The sequence below is a fragment of the Bradyrhizobium sp. AZCC 1719 genome (assembly GCF_036924525.1).
Taxonomy (GTDB): Bacteria; Pseudomonadota; Alphaproteobacteria; order Rhizobiales; family Xanthobacteraceae; genus Bradyrhizobium.
Genome location: NZ_JAZHRU010000001.1, coordinates 2883590 through 2901675, shown reverse-complemented (window position 1 = coordinate 2901675; position 18086 = coordinate 2883590). Strand labels below are relative to the sequence as shown.

The window sequence follows — 18086 nt, the reverse complement described above, 5'->3', positions numbered from 1 at the left end:
CAACCCTTGCGCGCACGCGCCAATTGCTGCAGCGTTGTTTGAATGCGCACGCCCCGCCGATTGCTGTATGTACGGACGCTAGCGGCTGCCCTGAGCGCCGCAGCACTCGGCGAAATCTCCACGCCGTGCACGGCTTTCGCCGACATTCCCGCCATCGCACAGCGTCAGCGCACCGAGAAAAAGATCTTCACCGACAGCGAGATCGTCGAAGGCTTTCTGAAGATCGCCTTCGGCGCCGAGTATCATCTCGCCGGCCGCGTCGACCGTATCCGCAAATATGACGGACCGGTGCGGGTGTTTGCCGACGGCACGCGCGCCGACCGCAAGGCGCAGCTTGCGAAAATCGTGGCCGACATCGCCGCGCGCGTTCAGCACCTCGACATCGCGATGGTCGAAACCAGCGAAGACGCCAATGTGCACGTCAAGCTGGTGCGCGACCGCGATCTCCAGCGTACGATTGCGACCTTCTACGGCAGCGAGCGGGCGCGCCAGATCCGCTCTTCGCTCGACCCGCAATGCCTGTCCGGCTTTCGCAAGAACGAGAAATTCGAAATCGAGCATTCCGACGTGATTCTCACCGTCGACAATGGCGACTTCGTCTTCTTCGATTGCGCCTATGAGGAACTGCTGCAGTCGCTCGGGCCGATCAACGATACCTCGACCGTGCCCTGGACCATGTTCAACGACAATGTGTCGAGGGGCTATTTCGATATCTACGACCAATATCTCCTCAACCTGCTCTACGATCCCCGGATCAAGCCCGGCATGACCGTTCAGGAGGTCAAGGCGCTGCTGCCGGATGTGCTGGCCGACGTGCGCTCCTGGGTGCGAAAGGTCAACAACCTGCCGCAGTGACCGGCCGCGGGGCCATTCCGTCTCGGCCCCCAAATCGGGGCTATCCACCTTTTTCCAATGACAACGCCAAGTTTTATCGATGAAAGGTTGTGACTTCCAAGAGCAAATCCTGTCTAATGGGGTCATGGGTGCTTCCTATAAGTCCTTCAAATGAACGACCTGCCGCGGATCCAGGCCTTGCGCTGCTTCATCACCGTGGCCCGCGAAGGCACAGTTTCGCGCGCGGCCACCTTGCTGCACCTGACCCAGCCTGCCGTCAGCCTGCAATTGAAGGGCCTGGAGGAGAGCACCGGCTTGCAGCTTTTCAACCGGACGCCGGGCGGCTTTACCCTGACAGAAGCGGGTGCCGCCCTGCTGCCGCTTGCGCATCGGACGGTCTCGGCGTCGGCCGATTTCAGGACAGCGGCGGATTCCTTGCGCGAATCGCTGCGCGGCACGTTGCGCGTCGGCACGATCCTTGATCCCGAGTCGATCCGGCTCGGTCCGTTCGTGCGAAGCCTCGCCACCTCCTCGAAAAAGACCGAAGTCTTCCTCCGCTACGGCATGGCCGAGGACGTACTGGCGCAGATCGGCAGAGGCGAACTCGACGTTGGATACTACATCGATGCCACGCCCGCCGGATTGCTTACGTCAGGGATGCTGTCCGAACGTACCATCGACGACGGCAAGTTCCAGCTCATGGCGCTGACGCGGTTCGACTACCGCGTGATCGCCCCACGCGAATGGAGCGGCAAGGTGGTGGGCAAGGACTGGGCCGACCTTGCCGACCTGCCCTGGATCGGAACGCCGCATGACTCGGCGCAGCGGAGGCTGCTCGACGACGTGTTCCGGTCGATGGGCTCATCGCCGAAGCGCGTCGCTTTCGCCGATCAGGAAGAAGCCATGATCGATCTTGTCGAAGGCGGCAATGGCCTCGGCCTCGCGCGCGACAGCGTGCTCGACCGCGTCACGAGCAAACGGAATTTCGTGATTGCCGACAAGGTGGCGCTGACCTGCGACCTCGGTTTCGCCTGTCTGGCGTCGCGGCGCCACGAGCCGATAATTGCACAAGCCTTCTCGGCCATGCAGGCGGTATGGGATTTGAAGCCGGCCGGTGCAGCACCCGCACCGATCGAAGCAGCGAGATCACGGAAGAGCGCCCGCAGGTAAGCCAGAGCGGGTCAGATCTTGCCGTCGCAGATCGATTTCAGCGATCGCCATTCCTCTGATGTCAGCAGCGGCGGCCCGCTGGCCGGCGGGTCTTTCCGGCTCATCCGTGCCAGCCGGTCCTCGCTCAAGGGGTGGGTGGAGATGATGGAGAGGCCCTTGCCCTCCTTTCCAGTGACCCGGAGCAGCAATTCCCCGGTCGGCTTCGCCGGCCGGCCGAGCCGGTGCATGACGTCGATCGCAAAACTGTCGGCGTCGTTCTCGGCGTCGCGCGAATGCGACGACGTCACCAGCGTGCGCGAGCCGAAGATCAGCGCGCTCGAGCCCGTGATATCGCCGAACAGCAATCCGATCAGGAACGAGGTGCCGCCGTTGTGAATCATTGCGCGCATGCTGTCGCGATGCTTGAGATGGCCGAGCTCATGGGCCAGCACGCCCGCAATCTCATCGGCGTTCTCGGCCTTCGCCAACAATCCGCTGAACAGATAGACCTTCCCGCCCGGCAGCGCGAAGGCATTCGGCACCGAGCTCGACAACACGCCCGACTGCACCGAGGTGTCGAGGCCCGCGGATTCCCGAAGTGCTGTCATGAGTTTGGTGAAGGCCTTCTGCCCGGCGGCATTGTCGCACACCTTGGCATCGAACATTGTCTTGACCTGGCTGTCTGCGACATCGCCGAGCCGCCGTTCGAACGCTTCGGGCACCAGCGGCGTGAGGCGATCGGCCGCGAGCGGAAGTCCGAACAGCACCACGGCGACGATCGACACCGCGGCCGCGAGCGACCAGCCGACGATAGCGGCAACGCCGCGGCGGCCGATCATGTGGTCATCGATGTCAGTGCAGCGCGAGACCACCTCGTTGGCAAGCTCCTTGTCGCGAACCTCCAGTCGCGCCAGCGCGGGCGCGGTCAAGCAGCTCAGGCGCAGCACACCGGCCGGACTGTCGGCGCGGCGGATGTCGGCGTAGGCCCACGCCGCCAGTGTTTGTTCGCCCTCGTCGATTTCGAGCCGGTCGGCAAGGCGGAGCGTCACCATGCGTCGCCGGCTCGACGTTCCGTCGAAATAGGCCACCGAACCGAGCGTGGTCGATCTTACAGGCGTTGGTGGATCGCTATCCATGACTATCAGGACTCTGATGCCTTAGAAGCCGCCGACATCGAGGCCGTCGGCAAATCCTTCGCCAAGTGCGCTGGCCATTCCGCCGCGCGCCGAAACGTTGGCAGCTGCCTCGATACCGCTGACATTGACCGATCCGAGCACCCTGACCCAGAGGTCACGCAACAGATAGACCCGGATCACGATATTCATCGCCAGCGCAAACACCAGGTAGCCGATGCCCGCGAGCACCAGAAGCGGAATGCTCTTCATGAATTCCTGCGACTTAAAGAACTCGCTGAATGCATCGCCGCTCATGCTGGCGACCAATACCGCCGCCAGCGCGAGGTAGGCCGAGAATATCAATCCGAGTACTACGATCCAGCCGATGACTTTCCAGTACAGGCCGATCAGCGCGCTCTTGGGCAAGGACGATTCCACGCGCACGCCGCCGAACCGAATGCCCGACAGCCACCAGCGCCATTCGATCGCCTTGAAGGCCCCGTAGATGAACGGCGCGAGCGGGAACACGTAAAACGCAATCGGCGTGAGCAGCCACAGCCACCAGCCGCGCTTGAAAAACTCCCAGCCGCGCCCCTCAAAACGGCCCTGCAGGTCACCGTAGAATGTGTGGCGCATCTTGTAGCGTTCGAGCGCGGCCGAGCGCCACGGCAGCGCCAGCCCAAGGGTCACCGCCGACAACAGGCCCCACAGCGATGCCTGCAAGGCATAGATCCAGCCCGATCCGGTCATCCAGAATCGCAGGCCGCGCCACACCGTGCGCGTCAGCCGGTAACGGCGCGCGCGGTAGATCGCGAACTGCCCGAACACATAGAAGAACGCGACCAGCGGAATACTGGCAAACGCCTGGATATGCTCGGCCTCGAGGCCGACCAGAAAGTAGCCGAGATAGACCGGCACCAGGATCGCGAGCGCGACCAAAAATCCGATCAGCAATTCCTTGCCGCGGCCGGTATATTCCGCAGCGTCGCCGTCGACATGGGTGTTGGCCCAGAGATGGCGGCGGATGTCGGTGAGCAGCCAAAACCGGTAGAACCCGAGGGTGACGAATTCCAGCCCCGCGCCGCGCTTGACCAGATCGAAGAATTCGCCGCGACTGCCCGAAAACGCCACCGGCATTGGCGGCGGCACGGGCAAAGGCTGCGGTGGCGGCACCTGCGGCGGCCAGCTCATCTGGTTCATGGTTCAACTCCAGCGCGAACGGTAGCGGATCAAACCACAGATTTGCCGGTTGTTGTGTGACCCAGGTCCCACAATCGCTTGCTATAGTGGTGAGCTCATCAATCGAGATTGGCGGGATCGCTTGATCCAAGTCCGCTTTGCAGTGGTTTGGGCACGGAAGCCGAACATCACCTGAAGTCCGACAAGAGCGAATAGCGGTCATCCCCAATCTCGCGTTTGGGCGCGTTACCTCTGGATTACTTGCGGTTGTGCGACTATTCCTTGTCACTTCTGAGACTTTGTCCGATCGGCTGCTTTCTCTGGGTGTACAAATGCGCCTCTTGATTCTTGGCGGCACGCAGTTTCTCGGGCGCGCAATCGCCGTCCACGCCTGTGCGATGGGGCATAACGTGACATGCGCCGCTCGAGGCGTCGCTGGAGCAGTTCCGAGCCGGGCTCGCTTTATCCGTGTGGACCGCGACGAACCGGACGGCCTCGCGCCGCTTGCCCACGAGGAGTTCGATGCCGTCGTTGATGTGTCGCGTCATCCCGGCCAGGTGCGTCGCGGAGTCGCGGCGCTCAAGCATCGCGTCGCGCATTGGACCTTTGTCTCGACGGTCAGCGTATATGCCGACAACTGCACGATCGGGCAGCGCGCTGATGCCGCTCCCCTCCGGGCGCCCACAGCACCGGAGATCGAGCACAGCAGCGAGGAGATCTATGGTGCCGCCAAGGTCGCGTGCGAGCAGGCGATCGGCGAGAACGCATTTATTTGCAGGGCCGGACTGATTGTAGGTCCAGAGGACCCAACGGGTCGGTTCACCTATTGGCCCACACGGCTTGATCGAGGCGGCGAGGTGCTCGTGCCTGGAACGCCGGATGATGCGGTCCAACTCATCGACGTACGCGATCTTGCCCAATGGATCGTGCATGCCGCGCAAACCCGTCTGACCGGGATTTTTGATGGCATTGGGCCATCGGTCACGCGCGGCCAGTTCTTAGCAGGATGCGCGGACGCCCTTGGCTCGTCCTGCACGTTCACCTGGGTTGATCGCGCGTTTCTGGAGAGCCACGACATCAAGCGATGGTCTGGCCCGCGTTCGCTGCCGCTGTGGCTGCCGCTACCGGAGTTTGCGGGCTTCAACACGCGCGACACGTCACCGGCGCGTGAGTCCGGCTTGACCGTGCGAGCCCTTGCGGAGACCGCCCGCGACACGTTGTTTTGGGCGCGCGCCGCCGGCGGACCGGTTACCGGTCTCACAGCTGATGAAGAGAAGGCCGTTCTTAAGGCATGGCACGCGAGTCGACTTCATAGTTGACTCAGGTGATAGTTCAGCAACACCCGCCCCGCAGGGCCAACCGTCCGCGGTCATGTCCGGGGTGGGGTCCATTTTCGGAATCGGCGTTTTCTTTGGATGCGAGGGAGCCGTTGGAATGGCTTCAGGACGGCCGGAACGTAACGTTCGAGGACGATATGACAGCCTGTATCATCTTTGCCTCGATGTGAAGTTCAAGCCGTCTTTTCGAACAGCTCCCGTCCGATCAGCATGCGGCGGATTTCGCTGGTGCCGGCGCCGATCTCGTAGAGTTTGGCGTCGCGCAACAGCCGCCCCGTGGGATAGTCGTTGATGTAGCCGTTGCCGCCGAGGAGCTGGATGGCGTCGAGCGCGCACTGCGTCGCCTTCTCGGCGGCATAGAGGATCGCGCCGGCCGCATCCTCCCGCGTGGTCTCGCCGCGGTCGCAGGCTTTCGCCACCGCATAGACATAGGCGCGCGAGGCGTTCATCGTGGTGTACATGTCGGCGATCTTGCCTTGCACCAGTTGGAAGCTGCCGATCGGCTCGCCGAACTGTTTTCGCTCGTGCACGTAGGGCAGCACCACGTCCATGCAAGCCTGCATGATGCCGATCGGACCTGCCGCCAGCACCGCGCGCTCGTAGTCGAGGCCGCTCATCAAGACGTTGACGCCGCGGCCGACCTCGCTCAGCACGTTCTCCTCGGGGACTTCGCAATCCTCGAACAGCAGTTCGCAGGTGTCGGAGCCGCGCATGCCGAGCTTGTCGAGCTTTTGCGCGGTGGAAAAGCCCTTCATGCCCTTTTCGATGAGGAAGGCGGTGATGCCGCGCGGGCCGGCATTGGCGTCGGTCCTGGCGTAGACCACCAGCGTGTCCGCCTCCGGGCCGTTGGTGATCCACATCTTGTTGCCGTTCAGCACGAAGCGGTCGCCCTTCTTCTCAGCCCGGGTCTTCATCGAGACCACGTCCGAGCCGGCGCCCGGCTCCGACATCGCCAGCGAGCCGACATGCTCGCCCGAGATCAGCTTCGGCAGATATTTGCGCTTCTGTGCATCACTGCCGTTGCGGCGGATCTGGTTGACGCAGAGGTTGGAATGGGCGCCATAGGACAGGCCGACCGAGGCTGACGCCCGCGACATCTCTTCCAGCGCGATGCAGTGCTCGAGATAGCCGAGGCCCGCGCCGCCATATTCCTCCTCGACGGTGATGCCGTGCAGGCCGAGCGCGCCGATCTTGGGCCAGAGGTCGCGCGGGAACTGATTGCTGCGGTCGATCTCGGCGGCGCGCGGGGCGATTTCGTTCTGCGAAAATGAATGCACGGTCTCGCGAATGGCGTCCGCAGTCTCGCCAAGATCAAAGTTGAACATCCGATGGGCGTTGGGAATCATGGCCGCCTCCCGGCGAATTAAACGTGTTTCAAACAGACTTAGTACCCGGGCCTACGCTTGTCACGCGGCGAAATACGCGCGCGCCGCCCAAGATCGAACCGGCACTGCGCTGCGGCCAAATGCGCCCAACTCACCCTTGCGCCGGGGCACGGCTCGGGATGTAATAGGGTAAAACATCACCCGTTCGGCACGCTTCGCACGGGGAATCAGGGAGAGCGGCTCATGCACGGAACCATCGATCTCGCCGGAGATTCTCATCTGCGCGCCGCGCGCGACACGGCACAGTCGATGCCGCTGGCCGATTTCGATGTCGGCAATCCCGAGCTGTTCCAGAACGATTCATTCTGGCCGTATTTCGACCGGCTCCGTCGGGAAGACCCGGTGCATTACTGCAGGGACAGCATGTTCGGCCCGTACTGGTCGATAACCAGGTACAACGACATCATGGACGTCGAAACAAATCACGCGGTGTTCTCGTCGGCGTCGTCGCTCGGCGGCATCACCATTCGCGACGTCGCGCCGGACCTGCGCCGCGAAAGTTTCATCGCGATGGACCAGCCGCGCCACAGCGCACAGCGCAAGACGGTGGCGCCGATGTTCACGCCGACGCATCTCGACCAGCTCGCGATCAACATCCGCAAGCGCTCCGCCGAATGCCTCGACAATCTCCCGAAGAACGAAACGTTCGACTGGGTCGATCAAGTCTCGATCGAGCTCACCACGCAGATGCTCGCCGTATTGTTCGACTTCCCCTGGGAGGACCGCCGCAAGCTGACGCGCTGGTCCGATATCGCAACCACGATTCCGCATCATGGCGGCCTCGTGGAGACCGAGGACCAGCGGCAAGCCGAGCTGCTGGAATGCGCGACCTATTTCGCAAGACTCTGGAAGGAGCGCATCAACCAGCCGCCGAAGAGCGATTTGTTGTCGATGATGGCGCACAGCGACGCCACCCGCGACATGGACCCGAAGAATTTCCTCGGCAATCTGATCCTGCTGATTGTCGGCGGCAACGACACCACCCGCAACACGCTGTCCGGCAGCGTCTATGCGCTGAACAAGAATCCGGATCAATATCGGAAGCTCCGCGACAACCCTGATATGATCGACAGCTTCGTCCCCGAAGTGATCCGCTGGCAGACGCCGCTGGCGCATATGCGCCGCACCGCGCTCGAAGACATCGAGTTCCGCGGGCGTCAGATCAGGAAGGGCGACAAGGTCGTGATGTGGTACGTCTCGGGCAACCGCGACGAGGACGTGATCGAGCGTCCCTACGAGTTCATCATCGACCGCGCCCGCCCCCGCACCCACCTTTCCTTTGGTTTCGGTATCCACCGTTGCGTCGGGATCAGGCTGGCGGAATTGCAACTGAAGATTATCTGGGAAGAAATCCTCAAGCGGTACGATAATATTGAAGTGATCGGCGAACCGAAGCGGGTATATTCGAGTTTCGTCAAGGGCTACGAGACCCTGCCGGTCCGCATCGCCGCCTAGCTGCGCTCACGCTCAGCTCACGCTCACCCGGGATGATCGAACCATGAACGTTCAAACTGCCATCAGAGCCGACAAAAAAGAGCTGCTGCGCGCCGCGCGCGAGGAGGCCTATTCGACGCCGCTGAAGGACTTTCATCCCGGTGCGCCAAAGCTTTTCCAGAACGACACGTTGTGGCCGTGGTTCGAGCGGCTGCGCAAGGAAGAGCCGGTTCACTACTGCGAGAATTCGCCGATCGAGCCCTATTGGTCGGTGACCAAGTACAACGACATCATGCATGTCGACACCAATCACGGCATCTTCTCCTCCGACTCCACGCTCGGCGGCATCTCGATCCGCGACGTGCCGCCCGGCTACGACTATCCGAGCTTCATCGCGATGGACCAGCCCAGGCACTCGGCGCAGCGCAAGACGGTGTCGCCGATGTTCACGCCGACGCATCTGGACGAGCTGGCAAAACTGATCCGCGAGCGCTCGCAAAAGGTGCTGGACGATTTGCCGCGCAACGAGACCTTCAACTTCGTCGAGCGCGTCTCGATCGAACTGACCACGCAGATGCTGGCGACGCTGTTCGATTTCCCCTGGGAGGAGCGGCGCAAGCTGACGCGCTGGTCCGACGTCTCGACCGCGCTGCCCAAGAGCGGCGTGGTGGAATCGCCCGAGCAGCGACGCCGCGAGATGGACGAATGCTACGCCTATTTCTCAAAACTCTGGAACGAGCGCGTCAACGCGCCGCCGAAGAACGATTTGCTGTCGATGATGGCGCACAGCGACGCGACGCGGCACATGGACCCCGACAATCTGATGGGCAACATCATCCTCTTGATCGTTGGCGGCAACGACACCACCCGCAACACCATGAGCGGCTCGGTGCTGGCGCTGAACGAGCACCCCGACCAATATCAGAAGCTGCGCGACAATCCGGCGCTGATCGATTCCATGGTGCCGGAAGTGATCCGCTGGCAGACGCCGCTCGCCCATATGCGCCGCACCGCTCTGGTCGATACCGAGATCGGCGGCAAGAAGATCAAAAAGGGCGACCGCGTCGTGATGTGGTACGTCTCGGGCAACCGCGACGAGGAAGGCATCGAGCGGCCCGATGAATTCATCATCGACCGCGCCCGCCCCCGCACCCATCTGTCGTTCGGTTTCGGCATCCACCGCTGCGTCGGCATGCGCCTTGCCGAGCTGCAGCTCAAGATCGTATGGGAAGAAATGCTGAGGCGTTTCGACCGCATCGAGGTGGTCGGCGAGCCGAAGCGGGTCTATTCGAGCTTTGTGCGCGGCATCGAGCAGTTGCCGGTGCGCATTCCGGGGTGAGCGGCGCGCGCAACCCCGTCTGATCACTACAGGCCGCAAAAGAAAAAGCCGCCCAAAGGCGGCGTCCACATTCGAACCTGATGATCGTGGATCAGGCACTGCTGGCCGTGTCTTCCGGAAATATCCGGAAAGCAGAACACCCGTCTTCCCCACTTCAATATGTAGCGCGCAAGGGGCTTGCTTCAAGACCCCGGTCATCCCGTAGAACCGCCGACCGAAGCCACAACCTACGGGGGTCACGAAATGAGTGCATTTGCTGTCGACGTGCCGATCGCGCAGGGCCGGGTTGATCGCAGCCGCGGAAACGACCGGAGCGTCGCGATGACCGAGCATGCGGTGGTCATCGTCGGCGGAGGCCCGACAGGGCTGATGTTGGCCGGCGAGTTGGCGTTGGCTGATATCGACGTCGCCATCGTCGAGCGGCGCCCTGACCAGGAGCTCGTCGGCTCGCGCGCGGGCGGCCTGCACGCACGCACCATCGAGGTTCTCGATCAGCGCGGCATCGCCGACCGGTTTCTCTCGCAAGGACAGGCGGCCCAGGTCGCAGGCTTCGCCCTGATCCGATTGGACATCAGCGACTTCCCCACCCGGCACAATTACGGGCTCGCGCTGTGGCAGAACCATATCGAGCGCATACTCGCCGGCTGGGTCGACGAGCTGGCGGTGCCGATCTATCGCGGACGTGAGGTGACGGATTTCGCGCAGGACGACACTGGCGTCGAGATCGCGCTGTCCGACGTCCAGTCGCTGCGCGCGAAATATCTCGTCGGGTGCGACGGCGGACGCAGCCTGATCCGCAAAGCAGCCGGCATCGACTTCCCCGGCTGGGATCCGACGACCAGCCACCTGATCGCCGAGGTCGAGATTGCCAAGGAGCCGGAATGGGGCATCCGCCACGACGCCCGCGGCCTTCATGGTCTGAGCAGGATGGAGGATGGTGGGCCGGTCCGGGTCATGGTTACCGAGCAGCACCTGGGATCCACCGGCGAACCCACCTTGCGCGATCTCAGCGAAGCGCTCATCGCTGTCTTCGGGACCGACTATGGCATCCACAGTCCGACCTCGATCTCCAGATTCACCGACATGACCCGCCAGGCGGCGTCCTATCGTCGGGGACGCGTGCTGCTGGCCGGCGACGCCGCACACGTGCACTACCCCGCAGGCGGACAAGGCCTCAATATCGGTGTGCAGGACGCCGTGAATTTGGGATGGAAGCTGGCTCAGGTGGTCAAGCAGACGTCACCGGAAAGCCTGCTGGATACTTATCACGCCGAGCGCCACCCGGTCGGTGCCCGCGTGCTGCGCAACACGATGGCGCAAGTCGCGCTGATGCGTCGCCCGGACGACCGCGTGAAGGCGTTGCAGGACACCATGTCCGAACTCCTCGGCATGGACGAGCCCCGCAAACGGTTCGCCGCGATGATGTCCGGTCTGGACGTCCACTACGATCTCGGCGAGGGACATCCGCTGCTCGGACGCCGCATGCCCGACCTCGACCTGATCACCGCCAACGGCCCGCTGCGGGTATTCACGCTGCTGCACGGCGCCCGCCCCGTGCTGCTCGACCTCGGTCATCCCGGCCGCCTCGACATCACGCCGTGGGCGGATCGGGTCCAGCTCATCCGCGCTGAATATGCTGGCGCGTGGGAGTTGCCGGCAATCGGCGTGGTCGCTGCTCCCACCGCCGTGTTGATCAGGCCCGACGGATATGTCGCCTGGGTTGGAGAGCAAGCTGAGCTCGGGCTCGCTGACGCGCTAACGACCTGGTTCGGACCGCCCCGCAGCGTAGCTGCATAGGTTTTGCCGCGGCCTCTCGCGGATCGCGGAGCTAACCAGCCCATGTCCACCGCTGAATCGAACGCTGACATCGTCTGGCTCACCCGCAATGTCGGCTTAGGGCCAGCAGACATTCAGCATCTATTCTCGACGACCTCACTTAATCGTCCCGGCTCCGGATCAGGAGTGCAATACATGATGCAACGATGATCCATAGAATAGCTCCAACTCCTGCCAAGGGCGCAGCGAAGAATGCAACGATATAGCCTATGCCGCCAGAATACGTGCCAAGCAGAAAAAGGGATGGTCCCGCATGTACAATCAGCCCGACGAAGAACACCAGCCACGGGCTGAATGCCCGATTTTTGATGCCGGTTACCAGAAAGACAGCAGCGATAATGATGGCTGCTAAGTGAAACAAGATTACGAAGTATTCCAAAATACATCCCTGTTTCTTAACCGCCGCTGTGCGCAGCTGGGCTGCCGCCAGTGTCCCAAATAGTTCACAAGAGGCTGCAGGGCCAGTTAGGTTGTAGGTTCCTATTTCCATCAACCTCCCATACCGATTAATAACATTGGATTAAGTGGATGACTTCTGGCGCGGGTCACAAGCGGAGCTTGGCCCTGCCCTATCCGTGTCTGCGCGACGCGCGAACGCGGACATCGCCGCCGACGGCGTTCGATTCCCTTTTGCGCAAGGAAGAGCATCGCCATCTCGCTTGCGCGGTTCGATAACTCCATTCGGATGAGAGTGCACGGTCGCGTCGGGTAGGAACTGCGACCGAACGCAACTGCCGCGATGCGGCCATTGACAAAAAAATTTGTCAATGTACGTTACTGCCATGATCGATATCGAAGTGATCAGCGATCCGGCGGTCGCAGTTGCGGCCCTTGACCCTATCCGAAGCGCGTTGCTGGCCGAACTCGCAGAGCCCGCGTCAGCGGCGATCCTGGCGACGCGCCTGGGACTGCCGCGTCAGAAGGTGAACTATCATTTGCGCGCGCTCGAAGCCTGCCGCTTGGTCGAAGTCGCGGACGAACGGCAGTGGGGCGGATTGACCGAGCGGCTATTGGTGTTATCGGCCAAGTCGTTCGTTGTTTCGCCAGAGGCGTTGGGCGCGGTCGCAGCCGATCCGAAGCGCAGCAAGGATCAGCTCGCGGCCAGCTATCTGATCGCACTCGGCGCCCGGATCGTTCGCGAAGTCGGCGATCTCTGGAAACGTGCGCGGAAAGCCGACAAGCAGCTTGCGACCCTGTCGATCGATACAGAAATACGCTTCGCCTCCCCCGCCGCCCGCGCCGCGTTCACGCGCGAGCTGACACAAACCATCACCGAACTCGTCGGCCGCTACCACGATGCCAGCGCTTCGGGAGGCCGTAATCATCGATTGGTGATCGTATCTCATCCCTTGCCTCAAACGTCTCACTGAAAGGACAGACCATGCCCGTGAAGAAGGAACCGTCTGGCCGTCGCAGCGTCGAAGCCGAGGTTGAGGTCCCCGGCACGCCCGAAGAGGTGTGGCAGGCGATCGCGACAGGTCCCGGCATCTCCTCGTGGTTTGTGCCGACGACGTTGGACGAGAAAGTCGGCGGCAATACCAAATCGAGCTTTGGTCCGGGAATGGATTCCGAGGCCAAGATCACCGCTTGGGAGCCTGCACGACGTTTCGTCGCCGAATCGGAGGGAGGACCGCTCACGGTGGCCACCGAGTGGACCGTCGAAGCCAAGGACGGCGGCACCTGTGTGGTCCGGGTCGTGCATAGCTGGTTCGCAGATAGTGACGATTGGGATGGCCAGTTCGAAGGACACACCTATGGCTGGATCGCCTTCTTCCGGAACCTGCGGCGCTATTTGGAGAAGTTTCGCGGCCAGGCGTCGACAATCGTGGCGCTTTCCGCGATGTCGAACGACAACGACGCCTGGGGCCGCCTGGTCGGTCCGCTCGGCCTGGCCGACGCAAGCGCCGGTGCACGCTTTGCGACACCGGCCGGGACGCCGGAGCTGCGCGGTATCGTGGAAGCCGTCGGTCCTCCGCAATGGCCGCTGGTGCAATTGCTGCTAGATCACCCGGCACCCGCCCTCGCGCATCTCTTCGCCATGCCGATGGGAGCGGCCACCTTGCTGACGGTCCGTCTCTACTTCTATGGCGACGCAGGCCGCGCCGTGGCCAATCACGTCGAGGCCGATTGGCGGCGCTGGCTTGATCGTCAATTTCCACCACAGACGTAGCGGCTGACGGTGACGGTCATTCCGACGAGCCACTAAGCGGCGTTAGCGAGTTGGCGCGACATCGACACGATGGCAAGCATGGTCTCGACCGGCTCCAGCGTCGGATGCAGATGCGTGCCTTGCAGTCTTATGACCGGCCATCCGCGGCGCTGCGCTTCCAACGTTGCGTGATCGTAAATGGGCGAGCATTGAATGAACCCGGCCGCAACGTGGTCCCAGTCGGCAAGTTCGATCGTGTCGTCGAACCAATCGACCGACAGCTTTGGTAGTCCACGCTCGAACTCCGCGAAGGCGATCGGGTCTCTCGCCAGGAGGTCCAGGCCAACGAGGGATGTGCGCTTGATATCGCCCGCGAACCATCGTGACCAGATCGGAAGCGTTCCGTCGCTGGCTGCGATGCTTCTTATAAAATCCCGCAGAGCAGGCCGGACGGGCGAGGCAGCGCCTCGCGATGGCGGCACCTCTCCGTCAACGATCACAACGCTACGGCAGGGTAGCCTGCATGCTAGATCTGCGACCAGCACACTTGCAGAGCTGTGACCGACCAATATCGGTTCGTGGCACGAGGTGATGCGCTGGAGCAGGTGGGACGTCCAATCACGCCAAGCCGGCGGCCGGTTGTCGAGCACATCTGGCGTCTGAACATCGTGTCCTGATTTTCGCAACTCTTGTGCTGTAGGCTCCCAGCTCGACGCCCGAACCAATGGACCGGGTACAAGAACGAAATTGAGGCTCATACGAGTTCCGCAACCAAAATTGTGAACTACGTTATGATACATCCCAGCGTTGCGAAGACACAAGTTGGAAAGGCCAACGAATGTCTATTGCTCGGCCGATTGCCGCTCCGGATGAGCGCGGCAACGGACCACCGAGCCCAGCCGCATCGTGAGATCGGCGCGTGCTTCCTTCCAACTCATCGCGGCGTGAACTGATTGAGATCGTGGATGCCCATCTGTTGTTCCAGTTGAGCAACCCGGGCCGCCATCTTCTCGAAACCGTCCGCTCCGAACAGTGCGTGCTCCTTCTTCTCGAACGCCTCGGCCATCGCGTCGTACGCGTTCGAGGAGACCACGTCTTTCAGCTTCGGGAAGAGATCGGTGTCCTCGCGTGCGGCGTGCGGACGATACATCGTGATGAATGACTGTATCGATGCAATGAGCTGTTTGCGGTCGTCGGCATTGGCGCGGCTGGACGGCGCCAGCCTGATGATCGCCTGGGTGACGCCCCGACCCGCCTCGTGCTGCCGCAGCAAGGAATCGACCAGGGTGACCAGCTTCCCCGCCTCCCTGAAGCGCGGGAAAACATGCTCCTCCTCGGACTTCTCATGATAGTTATTGATGAAGTCCCGGATGATCTCGGCCGATTGCGTGATCAGGGCCGGATCGAAATCCTCGTTTGAAGAGAACTTCCGGATCCCGGCTTCGTACAGCAGAAGCACCCGATCCAGCACCCCGTGCTCCCGCATAAGATCCTCGGGAGGCGTGACCTCCTCTTTCTTGCCTGTTACGATCTTCTTCAGCTTCTCGCCGACGCCCTTCTCTTCCGCCAAAGCCCGTCCCGTGAGCACGGCAGGAGCCGCCAGTGCCGCGGCCACGGCGCTTCCATACAGAAGCAAGTCGCGCTTCCTTGGCATGATGGTTTTCATCACGGCCTCCTTGGCAACAGCCGCCGGTAGCCGGCAGATCTTCTGTCGGCCACCGCGGACACGGACCGTCCGGGAGCTTGCGCGTTAACGGCTGGCGGCACCTCGCGTTCCAACTACGAAACTGCGCTACGTATTCCGTCGCGGTGATCCGGATCGTGCCGGCTGGCTTCGCGCAATTCGCTCAGGGCCGCTGGCGTCCGGCTCGGCCGTCTCGATGACGGTCCGCGGCCACTGCTGGTGCGAGGCAAGTTCCGCCTGCGCATCGAGCGTCTTTCACCAAGTTAGGAGAGCCGGTTTGGCGACACATATTCGAAGGAATATCTCACATCTAACGCCCAATTAGACAACCTTGCGAGTACCTGTTCATGCGACCCTTCATTATCTGCCACATGGGCACGTCCATCGACGGCCGCCTTCATCCCAGCCGCTTTACATCGGCCGCAGCGGGCATCTCGTCCACTGTCCTGCGCGGACACTATGAAAAGGTGCACGAGAGCTTTGAGGCCGATGGATGGATCGTTGGCCGCAAAACCATGAGCGAAATGGCCAAAGGCTCCGAACGGGCTATCGCCAACGCGCCGAAGGTTGCGCGCGAGGCCTATCTCGGCAATCGCAATGGCCGAAAGCTCGCTATCGGTATCGATCCATTGGGGCGCGTACATTACGGCAAAGATAACGTGGGCGGCGATCACGCCGTGGCCGTTCTCGGCGAGCAGGTCTCTGACAGCCATCTTGCAGAACTGCGCATGGACGGCGTGTCCTATGTATTTTCCGGCCCGAAGGGCGATGATCTGGCCGGCGCAATGGAGCGCATCGGCTCGATCTTCGGCGTGAAGAAGCTGCTTCTTGAAGGCGGCGGCAGCATCAATGGCGCGTTCCTCAAGCACAAGCTGATCGACGAATTCAGCACATTGATTTTTCCCGCCGTCGACGGCGTCGCCGGAACACAGGGCATTATCGACTATCACGGCCCAGAGGGTGACCGGCCTGGTGCCGGGCAGGCGCTCCGGCTGACACACTGCGAAAAGCTCGAAGGTGGAATGGTCTGGCTGCGTCACGCCGTAGAGCGCGCACCCAGTTGAACCATTTCTGACTCGAGAGAGGCGCCGAGGATCGTGAGCGCTTGCTAATTGTCCGTGCTGGCAAACGCAGTTTCGAGGACGTCACCGATCGGCTGCCAGGTGCGGCCGTCGAACTGAACGAGCCGCATGTGCTTGATCGGCCGGAAATTCCAGGGGCCGGTGCTGATCTTGATGCCGGGCAGCAGAACGGGGCTCTGATAATTCTTCAGCGCCGCGGCCTGTTTCATGACGTTCTCACGCGACAGATCATCGCCGCACTGCCTGAGCACCTGCGCCAGAGTCTCGGCGGCTGCATAGCCGAACATGGCGGCGCTTTCGTCCTGGCCGCCGGCGCGACGATAGTTTTCCAGGAACGACTGCCAGTCGGCGCCAGACTGTTCGTCCCTCCAGGCCGGGTCGTTGGCGTCCTTCAGATAGGCAGCGGTCGTCACGCCCACCGCGTTCTCGAGACCTGCGGGTTTCAGCCCGGTCCCGATTGAGGAGGCCATCTGATTCATGATGAACACCGGACGCCAATCGAGGCTCGCCGCCAGGCGGATGACTTTCGCGGCGTTTTCGGGCACCCCTGCGAACACGAGAATTTCGGCGCCCGATCGCTTCAGGATCGATACATGCGTATCCAGATGTTCATCCCTGAGATCATAGGCGATACCGACCCTGATCATCCGCGCGACGGGACCGAGGCCGTCCTCCATACCCTTGATAACCTCCCGGCCGAAATGATCATTCTGCCAGAGAACGACGATCCGCTTGCCCGGATAGAACGCCTGAATGTAGTTGGCATAGATGCGTCCCTCCTCCCGGAACGAGGGCTGCCAGCCCATGGTCCATGGAAACAGCGAAGGATCGCTCAGATGGTCGTCACCGGAAGCAACGAACAGTTGGGGAATTTGCCGTTCGTTGAGATATTTGCGGACCGCAAAATTGCCCGGCGTTCCGAACGAGCCGAACATCAAAAGCACCTTGTCCTCTTCGACGAGATTGCGCGTGAGGCTAAGGGCGGAAGCAGGATCGGATTTATCGTCGTAGGAGATGAAGCGCACCTTGCGTCCGTTGATGCCACCGCGCTGGTTGAGCATCTCGAAATAGGCCGCTTCGGCCCTGCCTATCGCCCCGAAGATCTCTAGGCTCCCGCTATAGGGCATGAGATTGCCGATGCGGATTTCGTCATCGGTCACCCCCTCCGGGCGCAGGCGTTCGGAAATTGCGCCCAGCGAGGCAACGGCTACAACAATCGCCAGCAGAGTCCGAAGGAACGTGTTCATGGCAGGAACTCCACCTGAGACAGGGCGTCAGATTTCGAGTCTGCTGAATTAATCGCTTGATCTACCAGCCAGCTCCCGGGACCGGCTGCTCGGACATCTTATGAGGCTCCGCGAGGGTCGCAATTGCCATAAGCGGTCATTTCAATCACTTGCCTGCGAACAAAGCGATGACAGGAACAGCGGCGCTGGGCGGACTGCTCGGCAAAATCCGTTGCTTGAGTTGAATCATATAGGCCATTCCTGGTCCAGTGAGCGCGGTTCCCTCTCAGGAGGCATACGACGAAGATCAGCACGTCTCATTTGCTAAATTTGCGCA

16 protein-coding genes are annotated in these 18086 nt (G+C 61.9%); 9 read left to right on the top strand and 7 right to left on the bottom strand.

The features are described 5' to 3' along the window. Window positions 1-42: 42 nt before the first annotated feature. Both V1292_RS13745 and V1292_RS13740 read left to right on the top strand, forming a co-directional pair. Window positions 43-855, top strand: a complete 813-nt coding sequence (locus V1292_RS13745; RefSeq protein ID WP_334373189.1) for a DUF2927 domain-containing protein — start codon at window positions 43-45, stop codon at window positions 853-855. Window positions 856-1005: 150 nt separating this feature from the next. Next, window positions 1006-2004, top strand: a complete 999-nt coding sequence (locus V1292_RS13740) for a LysR family transcriptional regulator (protein ID WP_334373187.1) — start codon at window positions 1006-1008, stop codon at window positions 2002-2004. Window positions 2005-2015: 11 nt separating this feature from the next. Here the strand turns inward: V1292_RS13740 and V1292_RS13735 are convergent, their stop codons facing one another. Both V1292_RS13735 and V1292_RS13730 read right to left on the bottom strand, forming a co-directional pair. Beyond that, window positions 2016-3119, bottom strand: coding sequence for a M48 family metallopeptidase (locus V1292_RS13735; RefSeq protein WP_334373186.1), 1104 nt, complete (start codon window positions 3117-3119; stop codon window positions 2016-2018). 21 nt (window positions 3120-3140) lie between these two features. Then, window positions 3141-4298 (bottom strand): DUF898 family protein, encoded by a 1158-nt coding sequence (locus V1292_RS13730; protein WP_334373185.1) that lies wholly within the window; start codon window positions 4296-4298, stop codon window positions 3141-3143. 311 nt (window positions 4299-4609) lie between these two features. Here V1292_RS13730 and V1292_RS13725 point away from each other — a divergent pair, with 311 nt between their 5' ends. Beyond that, window positions 4610-5596, top strand: coding sequence for an NAD-dependent epimerase/dehydratase family protein (locus V1292_RS13725; protein WP_334373184.1), 987 nt, complete (start codon window positions 4610-4612; stop codon window positions 5594-5596). A 191-nt stretch (window positions 5597-5787) separates the two neighbouring features. Here V1292_RS13725 and V1292_RS13720 read toward each other — a convergent pair whose 3' ends face one another. After that, a complete protein-coding gene (locus tag V1292_RS13720) occupies window positions 5788-6960 on the bottom strand; it encodes an isovaleryl-CoA dehydrogenase (protein ID WP_334373183.1) in 1173 nt (390 codons plus the stop codon). A gap of 222 nt (window positions 6961-7182) precedes the next feature. Here V1292_RS13720 and V1292_RS13715 point away from each other — a divergent pair, with 222 nt between their 5' ends. From V1292_RS13715 to V1292_RS13705, 3 genes are all read left to right on the top strand, one after another. Continuing rightward, window positions 7183-8454, top strand: a complete 1272-nt coding sequence (locus V1292_RS13715) for a cytochrome P450 (protein ID WP_334373181.1) — start codon at window positions 7183-7185, stop codon at window positions 8452-8454. A gap of 43 nt (window positions 8455-8497) precedes the next feature. Continuing rightward, the gene (locus V1292_RS13710) at window positions 8498-9772 is read left to right on the top strand and encodes a cytochrome P450 (RefSeq protein WP_334373179.1); all 1275 of its coding nucleotides are present in this window, start codon (window positions 8498-8500) and stop codon (window positions 9770-9772) included. Between the two features lie 321 nt (window positions 9773-10093). Next, window positions 10094-11569, top strand: a complete 1476-nt coding sequence (locus V1292_RS13705; protein WP_334377040.1) for an FAD-dependent monooxygenase — start codon at window positions 10094-10096, stop codon at window positions 11567-11569. A gap of 139 nt (window positions 11570-11708) precedes the next feature. Here the strand turns inward: V1292_RS13705 and V1292_RS13700 are convergent, their stop codons facing one another. Then, complete coding sequence (locus V1292_RS13700) at window positions 11709-12098, bottom strand: hypothetical protein (RefSeq protein WP_334373177.1); 390 nt, start codon at window positions 12096-12098, stop codon at window positions 11709-11711. A 292-nt stretch (window positions 12099-12390) separates the two neighbouring features. On the opposite strand from V1292_RS13700, the gene V1292_RS13695 reads away from it, so the two are divergent. Both V1292_RS13695 and V1292_RS13690 read left to right on the top strand, forming a co-directional pair. Then, window positions 12391-12978 carry a helix-turn-helix domain-containing protein gene (locus V1292_RS13695; RefSeq protein ID WP_334373175.1) on the top strand — a complete coding sequence of 196 codons (588 nt, stop codon included), beginning with the start codon at window positions 12391-12393 and terminating at the stop codon, window positions 12976-12978. 11 nt (window positions 12979-12989) lie between these two features. Next, window positions 12990-13778, top strand: coding sequence for an SRPBCC family protein (locus tag V1292_RS13690; protein ID WP_334373173.1), 789 nt, complete (start codon window positions 12990-12992; stop codon window positions 13776-13778). Between the two features lie 32 nt (window positions 13779-13810). Here V1292_RS13690 and V1292_RS13685 read toward each other — a convergent pair whose 3' ends face one another. Continuing rightward, on the bottom strand, window positions 13811-14515 hold the full coding sequence (locus V1292_RS13685; protein WP_334373172.1) for an alpha/beta fold hydrolase: 705 nt from the start codon (window positions 14513-14515) through the stop codon (window positions 13811-13813). Window positions 14516-14691: 176 nt separating this feature from the next. Beyond that, complete coding sequence (locus V1292_RS13680; RefSeq protein ID WP_334373170.1) at window positions 14692-15423, bottom strand: hemerythrin domain-containing protein; 732 nt, start codon at window positions 15421-15423, stop codon at window positions 14692-14694. 365 nt (window positions 15424-15788) lie between these two features. Between V1292_RS13680 and V1292_RS13675 the strand changes: the two genes are divergently transcribed. Further along, on the top strand, window positions 15789-16505 hold the full coding sequence (locus tag V1292_RS13675) for a dihydrofolate reductase family protein (protein WP_334373168.1): 717 nt from the start codon (window positions 15789-15791) through the stop codon (window positions 16503-16505). A 44-nt stretch (window positions 16506-16549) separates the two neighbouring features. Here the strand turns inward: V1292_RS13675 and V1292_RS13670 are convergent, their stop codons facing one another. Then, on the bottom strand, window positions 16550-17770 hold the full coding sequence (locus V1292_RS13670) for an ABC transporter substrate-binding protein (protein ID WP_334373167.1): 1221 nt from the start codon (window positions 17768-17770) through the stop codon (window positions 16550-16552). Window positions 17771-18086: the final 316 nt, after the last annotated feature.

Coding starts and splice junctions, on each gene's coding strand:
- V1292_RS13745 (WP_334373189.1), top strand. CDS start 43: ATGCGCACGCCCCGCCGATTGCTGTATGTACGGACGCTAGCGGCTGCC.
- V1292_RS13740 (WP_334373187.1), top strand. CDS start 1,006: ATGAACGACCTGCCGCGGATCCAGGCCTTGCGCTGCTTCATCACCGTG.
- V1292_RS13735 (WP_334373186.1), bottom strand. CDS start 3,119: ATGGATAGCGATCCACCAACGCCTGTAAGATCGACCACGCTCGGTTCG.
- V1292_RS13730 (WP_334373185.1), bottom strand. CDS start 4,298: ATGAACCAGATGAGCTGGCCGCCGCAGGTGCCGCCACCGCAGCCTTTG.
- V1292_RS13725 (WP_334373184.1), top strand. CDS start 4,610: ATGCGCCTCTTGATTCTTGGCGGCACGCAGTTTCTCGGGCGCGCAATC.
- V1292_RS13720 (WP_334373183.1), bottom strand. CDS start 6,960: ATGATTCCCAACGCCCATCGGATGTTCAACTTTGATCTTGGCGAGACT.
- V1292_RS13715 (WP_334373181.1), top strand. CDS start 7,183: ATGCACGGAACCATCGATCTCGCCGGAGATTCTCATCTGCGCGCCGCG.
- V1292_RS13710 (WP_334373179.1), top strand. CDS start 8,498: ATGAACGTTCAAACTGCCATCAGAGCCGACAAAAAAGAGCTGCTGCGC.
- V1292_RS13705 (WP_334377040.1), top strand. CDS start 10,094: ATGACCGAGCATGCGGTGGTCATCGTCGGCGGAGGCCCGACAGGGCTG.
- V1292_RS13700 (WP_334373177.1), bottom strand. CDS start 12,098: ATGGAAATAGGAACCTACAACCTAACTGGCCCTGCAGCCTCTTGTGAA.
- V1292_RS13695 (WP_334373175.1), top strand. CDS start 12,391: ATGATCGATATCGAAGTGATCAGCGATCCGGCGGTCGCAGTTGCGGCC.
- V1292_RS13690 (WP_334373173.1), top strand. CDS start 12,990: ATGCCCGTGAAGAAGGAACCGTCTGGCCGTCGCAGCGTCGAAGCCGAG.
- V1292_RS13685 (WP_334373172.1), bottom strand. CDS start 14,515: ATGAGCCTCAATTTCGTTCTTGTACCCGGTCCATTGGTTCGGGCGTCG.
- V1292_RS13680 (WP_334373170.1), bottom strand. CDS start 15,423: ATGAAAACCATCATGCCAAGGAAGCGCGACTTGCTTCTGTATGGAAGC.
- V1292_RS13675 (WP_334373168.1), top strand. CDS start 15,789: ATGCGACCCTTCATTATCTGCCACATGGGCACGTCCATCGACGGCCGC.
- V1292_RS13670 (WP_334373167.1), bottom strand. CDS start 17,770: ATGAACACGTTCCTTCGGACTCTGCTGGCGATTGTTGTAGCCGTTGCC.